This window comes from Pseudarthrobacter sp. NS4, assembly GCF_024758005.1.
Lineage (GTDB): Bacteria > Actinomycetota > Actinomycetes > Actinomycetales > Micrococcaceae > Arthrobacter.
Map to the genome: position 1 here is coordinate 2,175,885 of NZ_CP103288.1, position 19,545 is coordinate 2,195,429.

The window sequence follows — 19,545 nt, forward strand, 5'->3', positions numbered from 1 at the left end:
AATCGCCTTGGTGTTGTTGACGACGCTGCTGTGGATTGCGGTGACGCTCGCGATTTTGTCTGCCATTGACCGTGCGGAAAGGAAAGCCCGCAGGCAGGAACGGCGTGCGAGCCGGACAGGCAAACGCAAACCAAAGGTTGAATATCAGCCTGTTGCTCCGGGGTCCCATGTTGAGGGGCGCGGCCGGCATCCACGGTCCCGGAGGCTGCGTCCGCACTGATCGGGAGTCTGCCGGTGCTGCAGCATCCCGCCGTCATGATGACGGATGCTGCGGAATGCAGCCGGCTGTCGGGAAAAAGCCTTCCCGTGTAGAGGCAAGTATTGGCAGCATTTCGGCCGGGTGCCCTTCCCGGCGCGACTGGAAGGGATCACTTGTCCTTCCGGGCGCGACCGGTAGGATCCCTAGAAACGGCAATGCTGATACATCTACTGAGGGTGGGTAATGCATGTTTCGCAGGACGCGATCGCTCGGGCATCTGCTGGTGGCCGGGTTGGCCACTATCAGTTTGGTTTTTCTGTCCGCCTGCGGGTCCGGGGATGAAAAGTCCGTGCACTTCACCGCTGCCGGAGATATAGGGCTGGGCGAGGGCGCTCTGACTGTGCTGGACACGATTGCCGATCTGGAGCCGGACTTCAACATCGCGCTGGGCGACTTTCCCTACGAACCTGACGCCGATCAGGAGTTCTGCGACATGGTTACCGGAAAGCTGGGCTCGGATTTTCCCTATCAGTTGATTGCGGGAAACCATGAGAGTGACGGCTTGGACGGGGATATCAACAAGTTGGCCCAGTGCCTGCCCAACAGGCTGCCTGGGTTGCAGGGCGAATACGCCAAGCAATGGTTTGTGGACGTTCCCCAGGAAGACCCTCTGGTGCGAATCATCCTTATATCACCGGGGATTCGATTTCCCGACGGCAAGCTGGATTATTCCAAGGGCAGCGAACGGTGGCGGTGGACGGAATCCGCGATCGACGGCGCGCGGTCCAGCAACATCCCGTGGACCGTAGTCGGCATGCACACGCCTTGTTACAGCATGGGCCGTTACGACTGCGACGCAGGGCAGTCACTTACCAATATGCTGATCAGCAAGAAGGTGGATCTCGTTCTAAATGGCCACGAGCACCTGTACCAACGGACTCACCAGCTCGGGTTAAGTGATGATTGCGCCTCCGTCACTGCCAAAGAGGTCAAGAAAAAGTGTGTGGTCGACACCGGAGACTCCATGACCCAGGGCAAGGGAACTGTTTTCGTCACGTCGGGCATTGGCGGGCGGGAACCCCGCGAGATCAACCGCGACGACCCCGAGGCACCCTATTTTGCCTCGTGGTCTGCAGGCAACCACAACTTGACCCTGGGGACATTGGAAGTGAAGGCAACCAGCACCCGCATGGATGTGAAACTTGTCCCCGCTGCCGGCTACACCTTCTCCGACTCCTTCAGCATTCACAAGTGATCCCGACTTCCGTTATCGAGCCGCCGAAAGCGGGTGCAACAGCCCAGCCGTCAAATTTCGGGTTCCTCTTCCTGTTGCACTCCGGCGACAACAACCGAATGAGGGCCAGGACGCCCGGTCCGGACGAGGGTGGCGATGGCCCGCGCAATCTTCCTTCCGCCCCGCGATGAAGGTTCGATCGGGTTAGCGTAGTCCTCATCTTCGTTGCAGATAAGCCGCAGGTCGATCAGCGGTGCTCCTGCGGAAAAGGCAGCACGCGTAATGACATCGTTGAAGAGGGACAACGCAGCCTTGATGACCTGCTGGTTCGGCTCGGATGGGGGAGTGTCATAAATGGTGCATACGGCCGCGGGCAGGCCACGAGCCAGGACGGCAGGAAGCATCGCCCGGTAGTCGGCGTCGAACCTGTCCCTCGCCGCGCCAAGCAGAAGCAATGCCTCCGCCACCGAAGCAGGATGCTCCTGCAGCAAAGGCGCGTAGCCGAGGGCATCGTTTCCGCCCACGCTCACCACCAGGTGGGTAGCGTCCAAGGGGAGTCCGCCCAGTTGGCGGGCGACGCCGCTGATCACGTCTCCGTCCAGTGCAAGGAGCGAGCATTTCCACCCCGGCAGTTCTTCCCGCAACTGGCTAATGACGTCCGGGCCGCCGTCAACGTAGGCGGCGTTATCGAAGATGGAATCGCCCAACAGGACCACGTGGCCCGTTTCCTGGCGCCCGTTCGATGCAAACTCCATGAGGCACATGTTGCACCCTCGCTTAGATATTTGCTACCTGCCGGGACGCGGCCATCAAGGGACGGCGCCGCCGGGATTCCTTGACCCCTTCTGGTTTCCTGTAAATTACGCGTAATTTGTCCAACGAAAGGAATTTTTGCCTCCTTCGGGCCTTACGATGAACGCGTCTCATCACTCTTAACCCATGGGGGAACCTTTGAGCTATCCGCAATACCCAACGCACCAGGAGAATCCGCAGCAGGGCTGGCAGGGCGGGGAACCGCCGCTCTGGGCTCCGTACTACGGGGCGCCCTTTCCAATAGCCGTCAAGCGGTTCTTCAAGAAGTACGCTACATTCTCGGGGCGGGCCAGCCGCAGCGAATACTGGTGGTGGACACTCATCGCCGCCGCGGTGAGCATCGTCCTTAACATCATCATTGGCGCCGGATCAACGACGTCGAGCGTTACTGGCGCGACGACTCCCGGCCCGGGCGCCACCTTCGGCTACATTCTGCTCGCCGTCTGGGCTTTGGCGACGATCGTTCCCTCACTGGCACTTTCGGTTCGACGACTGCATGACGGAAACTTCAGCGGCTGGCTGCTGCTGCTTATCCTGGTTCCGTTTCTGGGCGCTGTCGCACTGCTTGTGTTCATGATCCTGCCGTCCAACCCTGCCGGCCAGCGATTCGACCAACCGGCCGGCGCGTAGCCAGGAATAGTTGACCAGGAGGATCCGGCTGGACCACCAATGCAGAAGGGCCCGTTCACACGGACGGGCCCTTCCCGCTTGCCCGGGTGCGTCAGGAACGGCTCCGGGTCCCTCAGAGGCAGGGCAAAGAATCTGGCAGGAAAACGTGTTGACCAGTGAACCTGGATAAGGGTAGGTTATCGATTCTCGTTATTAACGATTACCGATAAATATCTGGGGGAATGATGAGGCCGACATACAACACTGACCGCCCATACAACGGAGGAAAAAAGTGGTTTCCCGTGCGGATGCGCTCTTCCTCATGATTGCTTCGGTAGCCGCTTCAGCCGCAACCACGGCGGCGACGGTGGCCGGAATTGCCGGGTATTTCACCGGTCCGGTAACTCTGGAGCTTCCCATTGCCACCGACCACCTGACAGTCAGCGAACTCGGACTGCAAGCCACCGGCCATTACACGGCTCTCCAAGCTACTGTCACAAATCTCCCGTCCGGGGACGCAGTCTTGCTGTCCTGGGCTGCGGCCCTAAATCAGATCGGAATTCTGGGCATCCTGGTACTGGTGTTCATGCTTGGATACAGGCTTAGGAGCTCGACCCTGTTCACCGCGGGTTCAGTCTGGATTGTCGGCGCCTGCGGAGCCGTCCTGGCGGTGGCAGCTACTGGCGGGCAGGTAGTCGACCAGATCGCCCGAGGGCGCCTTGCTGAAGCTATAGGGGTCAACAAGCGGAGCGCGGAGGAAGGCGTTATCTTCGTAGGTGAATTCGATTTGACACCGCTTATGGCCGGGTTGGTCCTCGTCCTTGTCGCCTGCGTCTTCGAGTACGGGCGCCGTCTCCAGAAAGACGCAGAAGGGCTGGTCTGATGCCCGCAGATGATTCCTCCGACATCCACTGCCGTCTCGATGAACTCCTTGAAGCGCGGGGCATGACCCTGACTGATCTCAGCAGGCAGGTCGGAGTAAGCCTGGTGAACCTGTCGGTGCTCAAGAACAACCGGGCCAAGGCCATCAGGTTCTCCACCCTGACGGCAATCTGTGACGTGCTGGAGTGCCAGGTTGGGGACCTGCTCGTAACTACCCGCTTCAAGTCGTGACCCAAAGGTAACCATCCCCAGTGCGCCCGTGAAGACGCTGTACGGCATCTCGTTGATCATCCTGGCCATCGGAACGTCAGGCTGCGGTATGGATCAGCTAAGTCCCAAAGGATATCCGGACGAACTGGGCGTGTGTCCGACGATCGGCTGGAGCAACTCGGCCGCCGTGGTCCTCGAGGGGCCGGCAGGCAGGGCTACCGCCCGCCGAACGCTGCGCGTCCGGATGGCCGGCAAGCGGAGCGGGCGGGACGTCTGGGTTGCGGCTATCGCTGGGCCTCCCCGCGCGTGCGCGCCGGGGAGTAGACTCACCGAAACGACGGATGGGGGACTCATGGGAATGCCAGCAGCGGCGTCACCAGCGGTGGCCGGCTACAACGGCATGGCCATCGTGTCCGTGGTATGCGCCGTCCTTGCGGTGGCCGGAACCATCTGCCGGATACTTCCTCGGAGTATTCGGGATCCTCACTGCGGTACTGTCCTTCGCCGCCTCCTCCACATGTCGGGATAGGGTGGTGCCCTCCATGAAGCCGATCATCCTTCTCGACATCGACGGCGTGCTCAACCCGAAAGTCCGCCGCGGGGACGGTGAGACTCCTGACCCGCAGCTCTCGGACGGGAAGGTTGCCCTGGTGCGGCGGCTCGCTTCCAAGGGCCGGATCGCTTGGGTGTCGACTTCACCTGCCGACGTTTTGTCTAGCCTGGAGGACCAGTTGCGTCTCGATGAGGAACCGCTGCGCGTAACCCTGACGATGAAGGACAGTGACGTTGATGAGCCAACCCCGAAGCTCCGGTCAGTAGCGAGGTGGCTGGAAAGGATGGAAGCCGACGGGAAGGCGGACTGGGACGCGGTCGTGTGGATCGACGACGTCCTCGGACCGGACGTGCACGAGTGGGCCCACGGTTACAGCAAGCCCGTCCTCCTGGAGAAGCCGTCGCCCGAGAAGGGGCTGACAGAGGAGCATGTTGTGGCGGTCCAAGTGTTCATCAACGACGGCTCTTGGGGGTTTCCATAGTGGTTTATTCATCTACGTCTTGGTCGAGAGATTCTTGGATATTGACGACCGCCAGGTGCCGCTGTTGCCTGCTCCGGCTTCATGATGATTGCCGGCCCCAAGATCGATTTCAACAAGGTTGCTAATGACGACTGCTTCTAAATCAACCGAGCGCAACTACTGGTTGGCATTGTCGGCCCTGTTCGGAGCGACGGTTAGTGTTGTGGCCATGACGGACCCGCCGTGGTCCGTGGCGATGGTCGTAGCCTTCGTTCTGTTCGTGGTTCTGCAGAGCATCAACTACAGACAGATCAGTCGCTACATTCAAGGGAAGCTTGCTACTGCCAACCCAGGGGTGGGAATCCTCGGTGCCGTCTTCGGCGGCGCAGCGGTGCTCATCCATGGCAGCCCGATAGCCCTGTGGGCAGGGCCCGTCCTGGGGCTCGTAACCTTCGTCGTTATGTACCTGTTCCTGCAGCGGTTTGGCCGCTTTCACCACAGTCCCAACACGAACTCCATCTGAACCAACCAGCGTCAGTTGATGGCCGTACGGGTGGGCATCACCAGACCCGTACGGCCCTCAACTCGTTTCGCGTCGTTGAGGCAGCAATTCGTCAATATCGCCGTGAGCCCTGCTGTTTCAAGAAATAAAGGCGGCGGCACCTTTCAAGGCGGGGCTGCGGCAGGCGGTTGGTGGACCTACTCCATCGAGTCGCAGCACAGAGTGCCGGGTCCACCAACGTCTGGACCAGTAAGCACCCCAGGTCAGCGTCTACTGCTGAATAAGCCCTCCATGTCCAGGGCGATCCCCGTACTGAAGTTTAGAAAGTGTCACGACGGCGTCGACCTGAACCCGGGCGCCAAGGGGCAGCCCGGCCACCTGGAGGGTTGTGCGCGCAGGAAAAGGCTCCGGGAATCGCCGGGAATAGACGGCGTTAATGGCTTGGAAGTCGTCGTAGTCGGTCAGATAGATGGTGGTGCTGAGGACATTCGCCAGGGAAATTCCCACTTCTTCGAGCAGGGTCTCCAGATTGGTCAGCATGGCCTCGCACTGGTCTTTTACCTCGGGGGAGACGAGACTGCCGTCGACGGGGCTTTGCCCGATGATCCCGGCCGTGTAGCCGGTGTCGCCGTGCCGGACAAGATGGGAAAAAGGGGCGGGGGACTGGTGCAGGTTGGGACTGAAGTGGTGGCTGGGCATCCCCTTGTCGGGTTCAGGCATTTTGGGGCAGGGCGTCTTTGCCCGCTCCTCAACGGGTTCGAGTTCCTGGAACAGGGTCACCTGAAGCCCGGCCGGCGCAGCGAGCCGTGAGTTCAGTGACCGCCAAGGGGTTTCCCGCGGTGTGGCGATCAGTTCGGCCCCTGCCTCGACAAGCTTGGTCGTCACGGCCTCCGTGTCCTCCACTTCGAAAGCGACCCGGAGCCTGGCGCTGGGCTGACCCTCCGCTTCCACCCGGTCGATGAGTTTTACCTGTGCAGGGTTGGACAGTTCGAGAGTGGCCCGGCCGGCATCAAGGATGGTGACGCGGGCATCGCCTTCTCCCTCATAGGCTTCCTGCTCCGGCAGCCCCAGGACATCGCGGTAGAAGGTCAGTGCCTTGTCGTAGTCGTCGGCTTCGACAACGAGGCGGAGCTGGCGGACGGGTGCTTTCGCTTTTTCCGTGGTCATGCATGTACCGTAACGTCCGCGCGGAAAGGCTGCACGGCAGGACTAGCGGCCCTTACTGCGATGCGCAGTGGGTCGAGGATGTCGGACGGTCCGCCCAGGCCTAGGCGCCGGCCTTCCTGACGTACTCCTCCACGGCGTCTTTTGGGATGCGGTAGGACTTGCCGAACCGCATGGCGGTCAGGGTGTGGGCGTGGACCAGTCGATAGACGGTCATCTTTGATACCCGCAGTACCTGGGCCACTTCAGCGATGGTCAGGTAGTGGCTGGGCAGGGTTGGGTTGGACATGACAATCTGGCTCCTGCACTGGGACCGGCTAGTCCTGCCGCCTCACCTGGCGGTGGTCGTAGAAGAAGATCTGTCCTGCTGTTTCCAGCCCCACAAACACGCCGTTCTTGACGGCCACCAAACCTTCCCTGCGGCCGTTGAAGGGATCATCACCGACGACTGGTTCACCGATTCTGAAGGGAACTGCCACCGTATGCACCCTGGCCAGGGCGTCATGGACAAACTCGGACAACCGGCCGGGTCGAGTCCGCAACATTGAGGTACTGGCTGGGGTTGCCCACATAGGATCCTCCTTCGCAGTAGCATCGTCGCTGATGCACTGGTGGTGGTGCGGACCGGCAAGCTGCGGGGAATGGTCTCCGTACCGGAGAAGCACCGTGGATGAAGACTAAGTCGTGAACCACACCAGCCACAAGAGCTAACTCTCACCTCAGCAGAATCGTAACCATCTACTTTTACGGATCCGTGCGACTTGGGGTGCAGCCACCCGAAAACGACTAAGACGTCGGCGGCTCGGGTATGAGCTTGCGCCGCTTCATCTCCGCAGTGATGTGCCCCGCGACGATCCGTTCTCCGATGCCTCATGAGGCTTCAATCACACTGGTGGTGCCGGTGAACATGATCCCGGAGACGCTGGCATCTACGACACCCCGATCCAACCTCAGGTGCGGCCGGTCTCATGAGCCCACATGGCGACCTCGACCCGATTACGCGCGCCGAGCTTGCGCATCAGGCTGGCCAGATGGGTCTTGACGGTGCTGGGACTGATGTGGAGATCGGCGGCGATCTCACTATTGGTTCGGCCCTGCGCCACGGTGAGGAGCACTTGCTCCTCACGGGAGGTGAGCGGTTCTATCGGCTGCGCGGATGGTCCCTTCTGGGATCTGGCAAACGCCGCAAGTAGGCGGACGGTGACGCTGGCAGCGATCAGAGCATCACCATCGGCTGCAGCGTGGATCGCCTGGGTCAGCAGCGCAGGTCCGGCGTCCTTGAGCAGGAAGCCCCGGGCGCCGGCCTTCAACGCCCCATGGACATACTCGTCGAGGTCAAAAGTGGTGATCACGACGATCGGCAGGGGGTCGGTGACCTCGGGTCCGGCGAGCTGGCGGGTGGCTTCGATACCGTCCATCAGCGGCATGCGGATGTCGAACAGGCACACGTCCGGGTGCAGCTGACGCGCCAGGCCCACCGCCTGTCGCCCATCGGTGGCGGCGCCCACGACCTCGATGTCGGGCTGGGCGTTCAGCAGCATCGTCAGGCCGGTGCGCACGATGTCCTGATCGTCGGCGATGAGCACCCGGATGGTCATCGGGGAGCGACCGCTCGGGGCAGCATCGCCTCGACCCGCCAGCCACCGCCCGCGCGCGGGCCAGCGTGGAACGTGCCACCCAGCAGCTTGGCGCGTTCCCGCATACCGACCAGGCCGTAGCCCGACGGGCTGCCGCCGGCCGTGCTGACGGCACCATCGTCATCGACCGTCAACTGCACCCGTTCGGCGTCACCCACGACACGCACGGCTACCCGCGTCGCGTAGCGGGCGTGCCGTCGCGCGTTCGTGACCGACTCCTGGGTCAGGCGGTAGAGCGCGGCCCCGACCACGGGGCTGAGATCGTCGAGCTCACCGGACAGCTCCACGTCGACCTGTGGCCCTCCCTCGGCTTGACCGGCGAGCCGCCCGAGGTCAGCCAGGCCCGGGCGTGGCGCGAAGTCCGCCCCCTCGGAGGCGCGCAGGACACCGACCATGGTGCGCAACTCGGTCAGCGTTCGCGAGGCCGCGTCCTCGATGACAGCAAGGACCTCAGCGGCACGCTCGGGGTGCGACGTTGCGACGGCACGTCCGGCCTGGGCCTGGATGGCGATGCCGGAGACGTGGTGGGCGACCGTGTCGTGGAGGTCACGCGCCAGCTGCTCGCGCTCCCGAGCTTTGGCCTCGTCGATGTCGCGGGTGCGCGTGTACGCGTGGTAGCGGATTGCAGCGCCCAGGGCTGCGGCGAACAGGAAGAAGGCGTATGCACCCACCGTATCTTCCGGGCTGGTCGGGTCGGCGACGTGGGTGATGACCAGCCAGACCAGGATGACCCCCAGGCCGGTCGCGGCCTCGCGGCCGGCTCCCCAGCGGAACAGCGCGTAGGTCAAGACGAGCACGCCCCCGATGCTCGTCAGCAGACCAGCCTCCTCGCCCGCGAGGATCCTCGCGACGTCCACAGCCGTCAGTGTGCCGAAGGAGATCGCGACCGCCGCCAGGGGGTGGGTGCGGCGCCACCACAAGGGAGCAAGGACCACAAACACGGCGGCGAGCACCAGCGGGCGCGACGTTAGGTCCTCGCGGAGCACCGCCTCCACCACCGACCACGCCAGGAGCACCGCGACGAGCGCCCCGTCCCGCCACACCCGCCGCGGGGGGTTCGCCGGTCGAGGCTCAGCCCACAACGAGCGCAGCGCCTTCGTCACCATCTGTCCAGCTTAGAGCCAGCGCGGCAGCGGCGGATCAGCCGAAAGCACGAGTGAGAGACCATGCCATCGGCCAGGCGAACTCCAGCCTCCGGGCCGATGTGCCCGCCGCCGGGCTCAGCGATCGTGGAACTACCGATCCTCACCACAACAACGGAGCCCATGATGAGAACACGTCAACCCACCAGCACACTGGAAGACCAGCGGATCCCGGTGCAAGCCAAGCTCGCGGCAGCCTGGACCAGCTTGATGTTCTTCTACATCTACATCGACTACTTCCACCTCTACAAGCCCGGCAGCATCGACCAAATCCGGAGTGGCGAAATCTTTGTATTCGACATCAGCGGGCCGTTGTTGACCATTTTCGTCGTGGTCATAGGGATCCCGGCCCTGATGGTGATGCTCTCCATGACACTGCCCGCCCGGGTGAACCGCGCCACGAACCTCGTCGTTGCATCGCTTTACATCCCCGTCACGGTGTTCAACGCGGCCTCGACGACCTGGGAATGGGCCTCCTTCTACGCCCTCTCCATCGGAATCGAGGTGCTGCTCCTGGCCTTCATCCTGCGCTCCGCCTGGACCTGGCCCCGCACCGCACCGTCGGCGACCATGCCGACCAGCCGTGACGCCGATCGCGCCCAGCAGCAAGCGTGAACCCAAGAGCAGTCCCCGTCCTGTTCGGAGCCATCTGCCTCGGTGCCGCGGTGTGGGCCTCCCGGCGGTGGGACACCAACTACCACTGGGACGTCGCGTAGGGGCCTTCCAAGGGCCCCTACCGGCAGGTCAGGTCATCGGATGCGCACAGGCCCACCGCATCGTCGACACCGACCCCAAGCGCGGCAACGTCGTCGTCCGCCTCACCGACCCGCCACGACGGACACGCCGAGCCGCCGTATCAGATCCGCCAGTCCCACCATCACCCAGGAAGGTCCCGGTCATGATCGAGGCACACGAGCTCACCAAGCGCTACCGCGACAAGACCGCCGTGCACACCCTCAGCTTCACCATCGCGTCCGGCACCGTGACCGGGTTCCTCGGCCCGAGCGGTGCCGGCAAGTCCACGACGATGCGCTTGATCATGGGACTGGACCGGCCGACGTCGGGCACCGCCACGGTCAACGGCAAACCCCTACGGGCAGCACCGTTCCCCGTTGCGGGAGGTCGGGGCCCTGCTCGACGCCAAGGCCGTGCACCCCGGCCGCAGCGCCCGCTCGCACCTGCGCACGATGGCCGCCACCTACAACATCAAGACCTCCCGCGTCAGCGAGGTCATCGGGATGACCGGCCTGGCCGGGGCCGCGACCAAGCGCGTCGGCCGGTTCTCCCTCGGCATGAGCCAACGCCTGGGCATCGCCGCCGACCGCCGACCACCTCCTCGTGATCGGCAGCGGTCACATCATCGCCGCCGGCTCGGTCCAATACGTCATCGACTCCGTCGCCAGCGGCGCTGTGCGGGTGCGCTCTCCGCGCGCCGGCGAGCACTGTGGTTTTGGTGCTTACCCGCTCCAAAGATCACGCGGAGGCCGCGGAGGGGGAGTAGCTGCTCAGAGGTGCGGCCTGACGACCAGGATCACAAGGTGGGGTTCGTTTGGGGCCGGGCTGTGACGTTCAGGAGGTACACGTACTCGCCGTCAGTTCCTTCAGAGTCACAGACAGTTGTCCTGCCGATGTCGCTCGATCGCCGCTGGCACATCTGGCTCGTCTTCATCTCAAAACCAACCTCGGAGACAACAGCTGGGACCTCTGCAGCGGTGAGCTCCTTGCCGGTGTTCCATCGCCGGTGGAAACTGGGGCACGGGTTCGTGCTTACGCACAGGAACCGTTCCGGCCGGACGACGTCGTCCTCCACCTGCCAGCCCCGGGGTACCCCATTCCGAAGGACACGCCCGCAGGCTCCACAAGACCGTCAGTGCCCGGGAGCACCATGGTCCTATGACGGCTCCAACTGTTGAGGCAGCCATTCATGAACTGATGGATCTGGCCTGGAACGTTGTTTATGACCTGCTCGAGGAGCGCGGCCTGCTCGGCGACGGGCTGGACGTTGAGGAGTACACGGGGATTCATTCCTGGGTGGAACACATGACCCGGTACACGGTGGTCCACTCCCGGACGATTGCGGTCCTGTTCGTGGACACCCGGCCCGTGGACGCCATCGTCTTCCACCACGATTTCCTGGGCGCCGACGATCCGAAGAGCTTCTTCAGCGCCTTGGAGTAGAAGGCTCAAGGGGCAAGGCTGTCCCGGGCCTCCAGCGCTGGACCGGAGGCGGGCAGGCCACGTTCTTCCAACAGTGCCGTCAGCCGCTCAACCTTTGCTGTCAACTGCCGGAGCTCCTCGCGGACGGGGGATTCGGCGGCCTCCATCTCCGTTACGGCTTCCCCGGCCACTGACTCCACCATCCAGGACGCAACCGAGGCGGTAACGACACCGAGGACTGCGATCCCGCCGATCATCAGCCCGACGGCTACACAGCGGCCCAGCACGGTCACCGGGTAGTAGTCCCCGTACCCGACCGTGGTGATCGTTGCGATCGCCCACCAGATCGCGTCCCCGATGTTTGTGACGTTGGCACCGGGATCGTCAGCCTCGACGTCCAGGATCGCCAGAGCCCCGGCATAAACCAGGAGTACCGCGGAGCCAAGAACATAGGTCAGGATACGGCCGCGCAAGGCGTTGCCGCCGATACCGTGCATGACCCGCAAAAGGGTGACAAGCCGCAGCAGCCGCAGTGGCCGGAGCGCGGGGAGGGCCACGATGGCAAGTTCGTGCAGGTTGCGCAGGAACCACCGTCCCCGTTGCGGAGCCAGCCATAAGTTCACCGCGTAGTCGGCGGCGAAGACAACCCAAGTGCCCCAGACCAGAACTTCAACCACCGGGGCCTCGGTATTGCCGATCACCTGCACGGAGTAAGCGCCGAGGAAGATGATGGACGCGGCCAGCAATGGCCATTCGGAACGCTTGCGCCAGGTTGCCTGAGTCATGGGTGCAGTTTATGCGGGCCATTGTTGCCAAGAGCAAAAAGCGGGGCCGAGGTCTTGCTTCCCGGTCTTAATCCGGATTGGTACACCTGGACGACTGCCCATCGTTGAGTCCCGGGTGAGCATTGCGGCGGGGGAGGCCTCGCGCCCAGAAGGCGATTACCAGTCCGGAGGTGGCTGCGCCGACGTGCAGCCAGGACGAGCTCCATGACCCTACCGGGGTGGGAGCATTATGGCCACCACGACGGCTGCCAGGGCAAGAAGTCCGTTCGGCGAATCCGGCCTCATTGGGGGGCCTCCAAAAGCCCAGGGCGCAATGTTCGGTCAAAGAATCCGACTGACCCCCGCACTGACCGTGACCTACTATCTGAATGGGATGATCCAGCCCGGGAATGGTGGAACCATGAGCGCAACGACGAGAAGAACTTCCGAACTATAACTCTCCGGGCAGCCCGGGCTGCCATTGGGTTTGTCCAGGCTGCGGTCACACCAACTCGGCGCTTTCCTTCGACTCCATCTTTTGAGTCATCCGGCTCTTGGATGCCGGGGCAATCCATCTGACGTATACGTCACTGAGCCGTTCTGACGTTTGCGTTTTTCGATACAAGCCATGCGATTTATTATGCGTCGCACCCCCTTGCGGGTGTCACACCTATATCAAGACGTGCTTGGAAACGCCCCTCGCGTGGTTGGAGACACAAAAAAACCCCGGTTTCCCGGGGTTTTTCTTGTGCGCGGAGGGGGACTTGAACCCCCACCCCCTTTCGAGGACTAGCACCTCAAGCTAGCGCGTCTGCCATTCCGCCACCCGCGCAGGTGGTGATTCGGAAACCGTTTCCGCTTTTCAGCGTTTCGCATTTCTCCGAAGCAGCGAGAAAAACTCTAACACGACTTTTCCCGAAACATCGAATCGGGCCAAGTGGGTAGGCTGAAGGCAGCACATCAGCGCTGCACCAGCCAGTCATTTCCCAGTGAGGAGCTTTCCATGCCTGACGTCCTGCCCGAGGATGAAGTTGTCCGGATCTGCCAGGAACTCATCCGGATAGACACCTCCAACTTCGGTGACGGGTCGGGCCCGGGTGAGCGTGCGGCAGCAGAATATGCCGCCGGCCTCATTGAGGAGGTCGGCATGGAGGCCGAGATCTTTGAGTCTGCTCCCGGCCGGGCAAACGTGGTCACCCGCATGGCAGGCGAGGACCCGTCCGCCAGTGCTCTGGTGGTGCACGGCCACCTCGATGTCGTGCCGGCACTGCGGGACCAGTGGTCCGTGGACCCGTTCGGCGCTGAACTGAAGGACGGGCTCATCTGGGGCCGCGGCGCCGTCGACATGAAGGACATGGACGCCATGATCCTGGCGGTCCTAAGGAGTTTCGCCCGCACGGGGAGGAAGCCCAAGCGGGACATCATCTTCGCCTTCTTCGCCGACGAGGAAGCCGGCGGCGTCTACGGAGCGCGCTACGCGGTGGACAAGCGCCCGGAGCTGTTCGAAGGTGCGACTGAAGCCATCTCGGAGGTGGGAGGCTTCTCGGCGACCATCGGCGGGCAGCGCACCTACCTGCTCCAAACCGCGGAAAAGGGCATCTCCTGGCTCCGGCTGGTGGCCCACGGGCGGGCAGGGCACGGGTCCCAGATCAGTACCGACAACGCCGTCACACGCCTTGCCGCAGCAGTCACCCGCATCGGCGAATACAAGTGGCCCATCGAACTGACGCCCACCACCAGGCAGTTCCTGGACGGGGTGACCGAACTCACGGGAGTGGAGTTCGACGCCGACAATCCAGACATCCTGTTAAGCCAACTGGGGACGGTGGCACGTTTTGTGGGCGCCACACTGCAAAACACCACCAACCCGACCTTGCTCAAGGGCGGATACAAGCACAACGTCATCCCTGAATCCGCAGAAGCCCTGATCGATTGCCGCACACTGCCCGGCCAGCAGGACCAGGTCCTGGAGATCGTCCGCGAACTGGCGGGTACCGGGGTGGACGTGAGCTACGTGCACAACGACGTTTCGCTTGAGGTCCCTTTCGCCGGCAACCTGGTGGACTCCATGATTGACGCCCTCCACTCCGAGGACCCCGGCGCCAAGGTGTTGCCCTACACGCTTTCGGGCGGCACGGACAACAAATCGCTGAGCAGGCTCGGCATCACCGGTTACGGTTTCGCGCCGCTGATGCTGCCGGACGAGCTGGACTTCACCGGCATGTTCCACGGCGTGGATGAGCGCGTGCCCGCAGACTCCCTCAAGTTCGGCGCAAAGGTACTCAACACCCTCCTCACCAACTACTGAGCCGGCCCTATGACCCCAGATGAAATCCTGCCCGACGCCCTCCTGGAAAAGATTCGCGCCCGCGCCGCAGGCTACGACAGCAACAACACTTTTTTCCATGAGGACCTTCAGGATCTCGTCGACGTCGGTTACCTGAAGCTGTTTGTCCCGGCGTCCGACGGCGGCATGGGCTTTGGCCTCGAAGCGGCGGCGCAGTGCCAGCGCAGGCTGGCAACCGCCGCTCCCGCCACAGCACTTGCCGTCAACATGCACCTGGTGTGGACCGGCGTCGCGCATGTCCTCGGAGCCCGGGGTGACCACTCCCTGGACTTCGTCCTTAAGGAAGCGGCCGGCGGCGAGATCTTCGCGTTCGGCAATTCGGAGGCCGGCAACGATGCAGTCCTGTTCGACTCCCGGACCACAGCCACGCCTTTGCCTGAGGGCGGGTACTCCTTCAGCGGAACCAAGATCTTCACGAGCCTCTCACCCGCGTGGACGAGGCTGGGAATCTTCGGCAAGGACCCCGCCGGCAGGGACGGCGAGGGCGAACTGGTCCATGGTTTCATCAGCCGCGAAACGTCCGGCTACCGGATTCTCGACGACTGGGACACCCTTGGCATGCGGGCCAGCCAGTCCGGCACCACCGTCCTGGACGGCGCCAGGGTTCCGGCGGACAGGATTTTCCGCAAACTTCCCGTAGGGCCCAATGCAGACCCCCTCATGTTCGCCATCTTCGCCTGTTTCGAAACACTGCTCGCCGCCGTCTACACGGGTCTGGGGGAGCGTGCCCTCGATGTGGGCGTGGAGACCGTCAAGCGACGCGCCTCGTTCAAGAACGGCGGACGCAGCTACGCGCAGGACCCGGACATCCGGTGGAAGGTTGCGGAGGCTGCCATGGCCATGGACAACCTTTATCCGCAGCTGAGGGCCGTGGCCACTGACGTGGACGCCCTGGCGGACCATGGACCGCAGTGGTTCGCCAAGCTGGTGGGGCTTAAGGTGAACGCCACAGAAACCGCGCGCCGCGTTGTTGACCTGGCCATCCGCGTCAGCGGGGGATCGAGCTACTTCCGGGGATCCGAACTGGAAAGGCTCTACCGGGACGTCCTGGCCGGTATGTTCCACCCATCCGACGACGAGTCCGCGCACAACACGGTTGCCAACGCCTGGTTGGGCCCGCTGGAAGACTGACTCCGGAGGGTCCTTCGGGGGCGGTCCTCTGTCCTGGGACTTGCAGACTGTCCTGGGACTTCAGACGGTCCGCTGGACCTGCATCACCCGGCGGCGGAGCCAAAAACGGCGTCCTCCGCCCACATACAGCTTGCTGCGCTCCAGCTCCCACTTGCCGTACTCGGAATGTTCCACCAGGCGGCGCAGTGCCTCATGCAGTGAATCGTCAGGGCTGACCGTCAGTACGAGGTACTCGTACTGCCTCAAATAGTCCCGTTCCCGCTGGACCGAGCTGATGAGAAATTGTTCCTTCATTGCTCTCCATTTTCGTCCTTTTCCGGCTAACGTGAAGTCATGAGCATCGATCCGCGTGTCGCGCTTCAGTCCTTGACCACCGCTTTGGAAGAACACCTTATAGCAGCATCCAACCGCCGCGGAGATGGTGATCCCTCCGTGGAGGCGGCGTTTTTTGCAGTCGCAGACGCCTTTGAAGTTTACGAGGATGCACTCTATGAGGCCTATAACGAGGTTACGCCGCTCCAGGTCTTTGACGACGAGGACGAAGAGGACGAGGAAAGCGACGTGGACGACGACGAGGACCTGGAAATTGTCCAGGAGTAGGACCGTAGAACTATTGGGGTGCTGAAACGTCCTCAAGTGCCCGGGCTATTTCCGGCGGCAGCGGCGTGAGCTGGGCGTCCAGCACTTCTTTAAGTTGTGCTGGCGTGCGGGGTCCCACGATGGCGGTGGCGACGCCCTGCTGCGACAGGAGCCAGCTGAGGGAAACATCCTGCGGCGTACGGCCCAGGCCCTTGGCCGCCATGCACACAGCCTCCACCGTCCGGGACGATTTCTCCTGCAGGTAAGGCTCCACGTACCCGGCATCGGCCGCTGACGCAGCCCTTGATCCCGACGGGATGCTGCCGCGGTACTTACCGGTGAGCACACCTCGGCCCAGCGGCGCCCAGGCCATGAGGCCGAGCCCGCCGTCCTCAACGGCAGGGATCAGTTCAGCTTCCGGTCTGCGCTGCAGGAACGAGTACTCGGCCTGGGCTGCAACCAGCGGGAATCCTGCGAGTGCTGCTGCTTTGGCTGTCTGCCAGCCGTTGAAGTTGGAGACTCCGGCGTAGCGCGCGCGGCCGGTGCGGACGGCGAATTCCAGTGCGGACAGGGTTTCCTCCAGCGGAACGTTTCCATCCCAGGCCTGGGCAAACCAGATGTCCACGTAGTCCGTGCCGAGCCGTGCGAGGCTGGCCTCAAGCCCGGACAGCATGGCGTTACGCGAGGTATCCACCCCGCGCCGGCCATCCGGCGTCGTCATTCCCGCTTTTGTGGAGATGGAAATCTCCGTCCGGGCAACCACGTCGCCCAGCATGGAACCGATCAGGGCCTCAGACCGCCCGTCGGCGTAGGACGCAGCAGTATCAACGTGCCGGCCGCCGGCGTTGAGGAAGGTGCGCAGTAGTTCAGCAGCGTCCTGCTCGTCAGTTTCGCCTGACCAGGACATGGTGCCGAGGGATAGGGCGGAAACCCGCAATCCACTGTTGCCGACGTAACGCTGCTGCATAGCAGCAAGCTTACGGGCAGAACCAGCACTGCCAATGCCGTAGGGTCTTAGCGTGAATTGGTTTGAGGCGGCCCTGCTGGGCCTTGTGCAGGGACTGACCGAATTTCTACCTATTTCATCAAGTGCGCATCTGCGGATCGTGGGGCAGTTCCTGCCCAATGCAGCGGATCCCGGCGCAGCTTTCACGGCCATCACCCAGTTGGGCACCGAGGCGGCCGTGGTGGTCTACTTCTGGCGGGACATCGTCCGGATTGTGAAGGCGTGGGCGGGGTCCCTCGCCGGAAAAGTAGCCAGGCACAACCCTGACGCCAGGATGGGCTGGCTTGTCATCCTGGGCAGCCTGCCCATCGTTGTCCTGGGCCTGCTGTTCCAGGACCAGATCGAATCCGTCCTGCGCAGCATGTGGATCGTCGCCACCATGCTGATCGTTTTCGGCCTGTTCCTTGCCGTGGCAGACGCAGTGGGGAAGCAGGAGCGGGACCTGAGCAGGCTGACCTACAAGCATGGAATCCTGTACGGCCTGGCCCAGGCGATGGCGCTTATCCCCGGCGTCTCAAGGTCCGGTGGAACCATCACCGCCGGCCTCCTGATGGGCTATACACGTGAAGCCGCGGCACGCTACTCTTTCCTGCTCGCCATCCCGGCAGTGTTCGGCAGTGGGCTCTTTCAGTTGTACAAAGTGGTTTCCAAGGACGGCGTTACCGGGCCCTACGGTTTGCCCGAAACGGCCCTTGCCACAGCTATCGCCTTCGTGGTGGGCTACGTCATCATCGGCTGGTTCCTGAAGTTCGTGTCCACCCGCAGCTACCGCCTCTTTGTCTGGTACCGCATTTTGCTGGGCATGGCCCTGTACCTGCTTCTCGGTTTCGGTGTCATCAGCGCCTAGCACTAGGCTTGGCTTGTGAAATCCTGGACTTCCCTCCCCGTTCCTGCCCTGCCCGGAAGCATGCCTGCCATCCGGTTGTTCGACACAGCAGCAGGCCGCGAGGTGCTGCTGGAGTCCGAAGCGCGGCCCTCCATGTACGTCTGCGGCATCACCCCGTACGACGCCACGCACATGGGCCATGCCGCCAGCTATGTGGCGTTTGACCTGCTGAACAGGGCATGGCGGGACGCCGGCCATGACGTCTCCTATGTCCAGAACGTGACGGACGTGGATGACCCGCTCCTGGAACGCGCCACCGCCACGGGGGTGGACTGGCAAGACCTTGCCGCGGGCCAGATTGAGCTCTTCCAGACGGACATGGAGGCGCTGAATGTCCTGTCCCCGGACCACTACGTCGGTGCCGTCGAATCCATCGGCCTGATCGTTCCCGAGGTGGAGCGCCTTGTCAGCCTCGGGCTCGCATACAGGGTGCAGGGCACCAACGGCGAGCCGGACGGGGACGTTTATTACGACGTCGAAGCGGCAGGCAAGCAGTCCGTCTCACCGGAAGCCTGGACTCTGGGCAGCATTTCCGGGCTGGCGGAAAGCGAGATGCTGGAGCTTTTCGCCGAACGCGGCGGTGATCCCGGCCGGGCCGGAAAGCGCCAGGCCCTGGACCCCCTGCTTTGGCGGGTGGAGCGGGAAGGCGAGCCGAGCTGGCCCGGCGGAAGCCTGGGCGCCGGCAGGCCCGGCTGGCACATCGAATGTACGGTCATCGCGCAGAAGTACCTGCCATCACCCTTCACCGTCCAGGGTGGCGGCTCCGACCTAATTTTCCCGCACCACGAGATGGGCGCGGGGCACGCCTATTCGCTCGCCGGCGTGCCGCTTGCCAAGCACTACGCGCACGCGGGCATGGTGGGACTCGACGGCGAAAAGATGAGCAAGTCCAAGGGCAACCTGGTACTCGTCTCCAAACTGCGGGCAGCGGGGGAGGACCCCGCCGCTGTCCGGCTGGCCATCCTGGCCCACCACTACCGCTCCGACTGGTCCTGGACGGAAGAAGGTTTCGCGGCCGCCAAGTCGGACGTGACGGCGTGGCGCCGTGCCCTTGACCACGCCCCCGAAGGCTCTGCCCAGCCGCTTGTGGCGGAAATGCGGGCAGCCCTTGCTGCCGACCTTGACGCCCCCGCGGCGGTAGCGGCTGTCTCCCGATGGGCACGGCAGGCCAACGAGGACGGCGCTGCCGCCAGCCCCTCGGACCAGGCCCTGGTGAAGGACGCGGTGGACGCCCTCCTGGGCATCATTCTCTGACCCTTCCGTTCCCTGC

23 protein-coding genes, 1 tRNA gene and 1 pseudogene are annotated in these 19,545 nt (G+C 63.3%); 15 read left to right on the forward strand and 10 right to left on the reverse strand.

The window, feature by feature from the left end:
- Positions 1 to 446: 446 nt before the first annotated feature.
- Entirely contained in the window at positions 447 to 1,454 is a 1,008-nt protein-coding gene (locus NXY83_RS10195; RefSeq protein ID WP_258805991.1) for a metallophosphoesterase, read from the forward strand.
- Between the two features lie 50 nt (positions 1,455 to 1,504).
- Here the strand turns inward: NXY83_RS10195 and NXY83_RS10200 are convergent, their stop codons facing one another.
- Positions 1,505 to 2,188: an SGNH/GDSL hydrolase family protein gene (locus NXY83_RS10200; RefSeq protein ID WP_258805992.1), complete on the reverse strand. Its 684-nt coding sequence runs from the start codon at positions 2,186 to 2,188 to the stop codon at positions 1,505 to 1,507.
- A 184-nt stretch (positions 2,189 to 2,372) separates the two neighbouring features.
- Between NXY83_RS10200 and NXY83_RS10205 the strand changes: the two genes are divergently transcribed.
- The 6 genes from NXY83_RS10205 to NXY83_RS10230 all read left to right on the forward strand — a co-directional run bounded on the left by NXY83_RS10205 (position 2,373) and on the right by NXY83_RS10230 (position 5,483).
- The gene (locus NXY83_RS10205; RefSeq protein WP_258805993.1) at positions 2,373 to 2,876 is read left to right on the forward strand and encodes a DUF805 domain-containing protein; all 504 of its coding nucleotides are present in this window, start codon (positions 2,373 to 2,375) and stop codon (positions 2,874 to 2,876) included.
- Between the two features lie 271 nt (positions 2,877 to 3,147).
- On the forward strand, positions 3,148 to 3,738 hold the full coding sequence (locus NXY83_RS10210) for a hypothetical protein (protein WP_258805994.1): 591 nt from the start codon (positions 3,148 to 3,150) through the stop codon (positions 3,736 to 3,738).
- Positions 3,738 to 3,968 (forward strand): helix-turn-helix domain-containing protein, encoded by a 231-nt coding sequence (locus tag NXY83_RS10215; protein ID WP_258805995.1) that lies wholly within the window; start codon positions 3,738 to 3,740, stop codon positions 3,966 to 3,968. Before NXY83_RS10210 ends, NXY83_RS10215 begins: the two co-directional genes overlap by 1 nt.
- Before the next feature lie 28 nt (positions 3,969 to 3,996).
- Positions 3,997 to 4,476, forward strand: a complete 480-nt coding sequence (locus NXY83_RS10220; RefSeq protein ID WP_258805996.1) for a hypothetical protein — start codon at positions 3,997 to 3,999, stop codon at positions 4,474 to 4,476.
- A gap of 13 nt (positions 4,477 to 4,489) precedes the next feature.
- On the forward strand, positions 4,490 to 4,981 hold the full coding sequence (locus NXY83_RS10225) for an HAD domain-containing protein (protein ID WP_258805997.1): 492 nt from the start codon (positions 4,490 to 4,492) through the stop codon (positions 4,979 to 4,981).
- Between the two features lie 124 nt (positions 4,982 to 5,105).
- On the forward strand, positions 5,106 to 5,483 hold the full coding sequence (locus NXY83_RS10230) for a hypothetical protein (protein WP_258805998.1): 378 nt from the start codon (positions 5,106 to 5,108) through the stop codon (positions 5,481 to 5,483).
- 249 nt (positions 5,484 to 5,732) lie between these two features.
- Here the strand turns inward: NXY83_RS10230 and NXY83_RS10235 are convergent, their stop codons facing one another.
- From NXY83_RS10235 to NXY83_RS10255, 5 genes are all read right to left on the reverse strand, one after another.
- The gene (locus NXY83_RS10235) at positions 5,733 to 6,629 is read right to left on the reverse strand and encodes a Rid family hydrolase (protein ID WP_258806002.1); all 897 of its coding nucleotides are present in this window, start codon (positions 6,627 to 6,629) and stop codon (positions 5,733 to 5,735) included.
- A gap of 100 nt (positions 6,630 to 6,729) precedes the next feature.
- A complete protein-coding gene (locus NXY83_RS10240; RefSeq protein WP_258806003.1) occupies positions 6,730 to 6,915 on the reverse strand; it encodes a helix-turn-helix domain-containing protein in 186 nt (61 codons plus the stop codon).
- Positions 6,916 to 6,943: 28 nt separating this feature from the next.
- Positions 6,944 to 7,198 carry a hypothetical protein gene (locus tag NXY83_RS10245; RefSeq protein WP_258806004.1) on the reverse strand — a complete coding sequence of 85 codons (255 nt, stop codon included), beginning with the start codon at positions 7,196 to 7,198 and terminating at the stop codon, positions 6,944 to 6,946.
- Between the two features lie 378 nt (positions 7,199 to 7,576).
- Entirely contained in the window at positions 7,577 to 8,224 is a 648-nt protein-coding gene (locus NXY83_RS10250) for a response regulator (protein ID WP_258806005.1), read from the reverse strand.
- On the reverse strand, positions 8,221 to 9,369 hold the full coding sequence (locus tag NXY83_RS10255; RefSeq protein ID WP_258806006.1) for a sensor histidine kinase: 1,149 nt from the start codon (positions 9,367 to 9,369) through the stop codon (positions 8,221 to 8,223). Before NXY83_RS10255 ends, NXY83_RS10250 begins: the two co-directional genes overlap by 4 nt.
- Before the next feature lie 159 nt (positions 9,370 to 9,528).
- Between NXY83_RS10255 and NXY83_RS10260 the strand changes: the two genes are divergently transcribed.
- From NXY83_RS10260 to NXY83_RS10270, 3 genes and pseudogenes are all read left to right on the forward strand, one after another.
- Complete coding sequence (locus tag NXY83_RS10260) at positions 9,529 to 10,020, forward strand: DUF6326 family protein (protein WP_258806007.1); 492 nt, start codon at positions 9,529 to 9,531, stop codon at positions 10,018 to 10,020.
- Positions 10,021 to 10,303: 283 nt separating this feature from the next.
- Positions 10,304 to 10,845 (forward strand): annotated as a pseudogene (locus tag NXY83_RS10265) (ATP-binding cassette domain-containing protein); the annotation flags it as partial.
- Between the two features lie 453 nt (positions 10,846 to 11,298).
- Positions 11,299 to 11,583 (forward strand): hypothetical protein, encoded by a 285-nt coding sequence (locus NXY83_RS10270; protein ID WP_258806008.1) that lies wholly within the window; start codon positions 11,299 to 11,301, stop codon positions 11,581 to 11,583.
- A 5-nt stretch (positions 11,584 to 11,588) separates the two neighbouring features.
- Here NXY83_RS10270 and NXY83_RS10275 read toward each other — a convergent pair whose 3' ends face one another.
- Together NXY83_RS10275 and NXY83_RS10280 are read right to left on the reverse strand one after the other, a co-directional pair.
- Positions 11,589 to 12,347 carry a potassium channel family protein gene (locus NXY83_RS10275; protein ID WP_258806009.1) on the reverse strand — a complete coding sequence of 253 codons (759 nt, stop codon included), beginning with the start codon at positions 12,345 to 12,347 and terminating at the stop codon, positions 11,589 to 11,591.
- Between the two features lie 728 nt (positions 12,348 to 13,075).
- Positions 13,076 to 13,158 (reverse strand) — tRNA-Leu (locus tag NXY83_RS10280).
- A gap of 171 nt (positions 13,159 to 13,329) precedes the next feature.
- Here NXY83_RS10280 and NXY83_RS10285 point away from each other — a divergent pair.
- Both NXY83_RS10285 and NXY83_RS10290 read left to right on the forward strand, forming a co-directional pair.
- Positions 13,330 to 14,634 carry a M20/M25/M40 family metallo-hydrolase gene (locus NXY83_RS10285; RefSeq protein WP_258806011.1) on the forward strand — a complete coding sequence of 435 codons (1,305 nt, stop codon included), beginning with the start codon at positions 13,330 to 13,332 and terminating at the stop codon, positions 14,632 to 14,634.
- A 9-nt stretch (positions 14,635 to 14,643) separates the two neighbouring features.
- Positions 14,644 to 15,804: an acyl-CoA dehydrogenase family protein gene (locus NXY83_RS10290; RefSeq protein ID WP_258806012.1), complete on the forward strand. Its 1,161-nt coding sequence runs from the start codon at positions 14,644 to 14,646 to the stop codon at positions 15,802 to 15,804.
- A gap of 60 nt (positions 15,805 to 15,864) precedes the next feature.
- Here the strand turns inward: NXY83_RS10290 and NXY83_RS10295 are convergent, their stop codons facing one another.
- Positions 15,865 to 16,098: a DUF5703 family protein gene (locus NXY83_RS10295; protein ID WP_258806014.1), complete on the reverse strand. Its 234-nt coding sequence runs from the start codon at positions 16,096 to 16,098 to the stop codon at positions 15,865 to 15,867.
- A 39-nt stretch (positions 16,099 to 16,137) separates the two neighbouring features.
- Here NXY83_RS10295 and NXY83_RS10300 point away from each other — a divergent pair, with 39 nt between their 5' ends.
- On the forward strand, positions 16,138 to 16,404 hold the full coding sequence (locus NXY83_RS10300; protein WP_157242319.1) for a hypothetical protein: 267 nt from the start codon (positions 16,138 to 16,140) through the stop codon (positions 16,402 to 16,404).
- 10 nt (positions 16,405 to 16,414) lie between these two features.
- On the opposite strand, the gene NXY83_RS10305 is transcribed toward NXY83_RS10300, so the two are convergent.
- Positions 16,415 to 17,350 carry an aldo/keto reductase gene (locus tag NXY83_RS10305; RefSeq protein WP_258806015.1) on the reverse strand — a complete coding sequence of 312 codons (936 nt, stop codon included), beginning with the start codon at positions 17,348 to 17,350 and terminating at the stop codon, positions 16,415 to 16,417.
- 52 nt (positions 17,351 to 17,402) lie between these two features.
- On the opposite strand from NXY83_RS10305, the gene NXY83_RS10310 reads away from it, so the two are divergent.
- Both NXY83_RS10310 and mshC read left to right on the forward strand, forming a co-directional pair.
- Positions 17,403 to 18,236, forward strand: a complete 834-nt coding sequence (locus tag NXY83_RS10310) for an undecaprenyl-diphosphate phosphatase (RefSeq protein ID WP_258806016.1) — start codon at positions 17,403 to 17,405, stop codon at positions 18,234 to 18,236.
- Between the two features lie 15 nt (positions 18,237 to 18,251).
- A complete protein-coding gene (gene mshC / locus NXY83_RS10315) occupies positions 18,252 to 19,529 on the forward strand; it encodes a cysteine--1-D-myo-inosityl 2-amino-2-deoxy-alpha-D-glucopyranoside ligase (protein ID WP_258806017.1) in 1,278 nt (425 codons plus the stop codon).
- Positions 19,530 to 19,545 lie beyond the last annotated feature (16 nt).

What these genes read in the sequence shown, in the direction of transcription:
- NXY83_RS10195 (WP_258805991.1), top strand. Translation starts at nt 447, where the DNA reads ATGTTTCGCAGGACGCGATCGCTCGGGCATCTGCTGGTGGCCGGGTTG.
- NXY83_RS10200 (WP_258805992.1), bottom strand. Translation starts at nt 2,188, where the DNA reads ATGGAGTTTGCATCGAACGGGCGCCAGGAAACGGGCCACGTGGTCCTG.
- NXY83_RS10205 (WP_258805993.1), top strand. Translation starts at nt 2,373, where the DNA reads ATGGGGGAACCTTTGAGCTATCCGCAATACCCAACGCACCAGGAGAAT.
- NXY83_RS10215 (WP_258805995.1), top strand. Translation starts at nt 3,738, where the DNA reads ATGCCCGCAGATGATTCCTCCGACATCCACTGCCGTCTCGATGAACTC.
- NXY83_RS10225 (WP_258805997.1), top strand. Translation starts at nt 4,490, where the DNA reads ATGAAGCCGATCATCCTTCTCGACATCGACGGCGTGCTCAACCCGAAA.
- NXY83_RS10230 (WP_258805998.1), top strand. Translation starts at nt 5,106, where the DNA reads ATGACGACTGCTTCTAAATCAACCGAGCGCAACTACTGGTTGGCATTG.
- NXY83_RS10235 (WP_258806002.1), bottom strand. Translation starts at nt 6,629, where the DNA reads ATGACCACGGAAAAAGCGAAAGCACCCGTCCGCCAGCTCCGCCTCGTT.
- NXY83_RS10240 (WP_258806003.1), bottom strand. Translation starts at nt 6,915, where the DNA reads ATGTCCAACCCAACCCTGCCCAGCCACTACCTGACCATCGCTGAAGTG.
- NXY83_RS10245 (WP_258806004.1), bottom strand. Translation starts at nt 7,198, where the DNA reads ATGTGGGCAACCCCAGCCAGTACCTCAATGTTGCGGACTCGACCCGGC.
- NXY83_RS10250 (WP_258806005.1), bottom strand. Translation starts at nt 8,224, where the DNA reads ATGACCATCCGGGTGCTCATCGCCGACGATCAGGACATCGTGCGCACC.
- NXY83_RS10255 (WP_258806006.1), bottom strand. Translation starts at nt 9,369, where the DNA reads ATGGTGACGAAGGCGCTGCGCTCGTTGTGGGCTGAGCCTCGACCGGCG.
- NXY83_RS10260 (WP_258806007.1), top strand. Translation starts at nt 9,529, where the DNA reads ATGATGAGAACACGTCAACCCACCAGCACACTGGAAGACCAGCGGATC.
- NXY83_RS10270 (WP_258806008.1), top strand. Translation starts at nt 11,299, where the DNA reads ATGACGGCTCCAACTGTTGAGGCAGCCATTCATGAACTGATGGATCTG.
- NXY83_RS10275 (WP_258806009.1), bottom strand. Translation starts at nt 12,347, where the DNA reads ATGACTCAGGCAACCTGGCGCAAGCGTTCCGAATGGCCATTGCTGGCC.
- NXY83_RS10285 (WP_258806011.1), top strand. Translation starts at nt 13,330, where the DNA reads ATGCCTGACGTCCTGCCCGAGGATGAAGTTGTCCGGATCTGCCAGGAA.
- NXY83_RS10290 (WP_258806012.1), top strand. Translation starts at nt 14,644, where the DNA reads ATGACCCCAGATGAAATCCTGCCCGACGCCCTCCTGGAAAAGATTCGC.
- NXY83_RS10295 (WP_258806014.1), bottom strand. Translation starts at nt 16,098, where the DNA reads ATGAAGGAACAATTTCTCATCAGCTCGGTCCAGCGGGAACGGGACTAT.
- NXY83_RS10300 (WP_157242319.1), top strand. Translation starts at nt 16,138, where the DNA reads ATGAGCATCGATCCGCGTGTCGCGCTTCAGTCCTTGACCACCGCTTTG.
- NXY83_RS10305 (WP_258806015.1), bottom strand. Translation starts at nt 17,350, where the DNA reads ATGCAGCAGCGTTACGTCGGCAACAGTGGATTGCGGGTTTCCGCCCTA.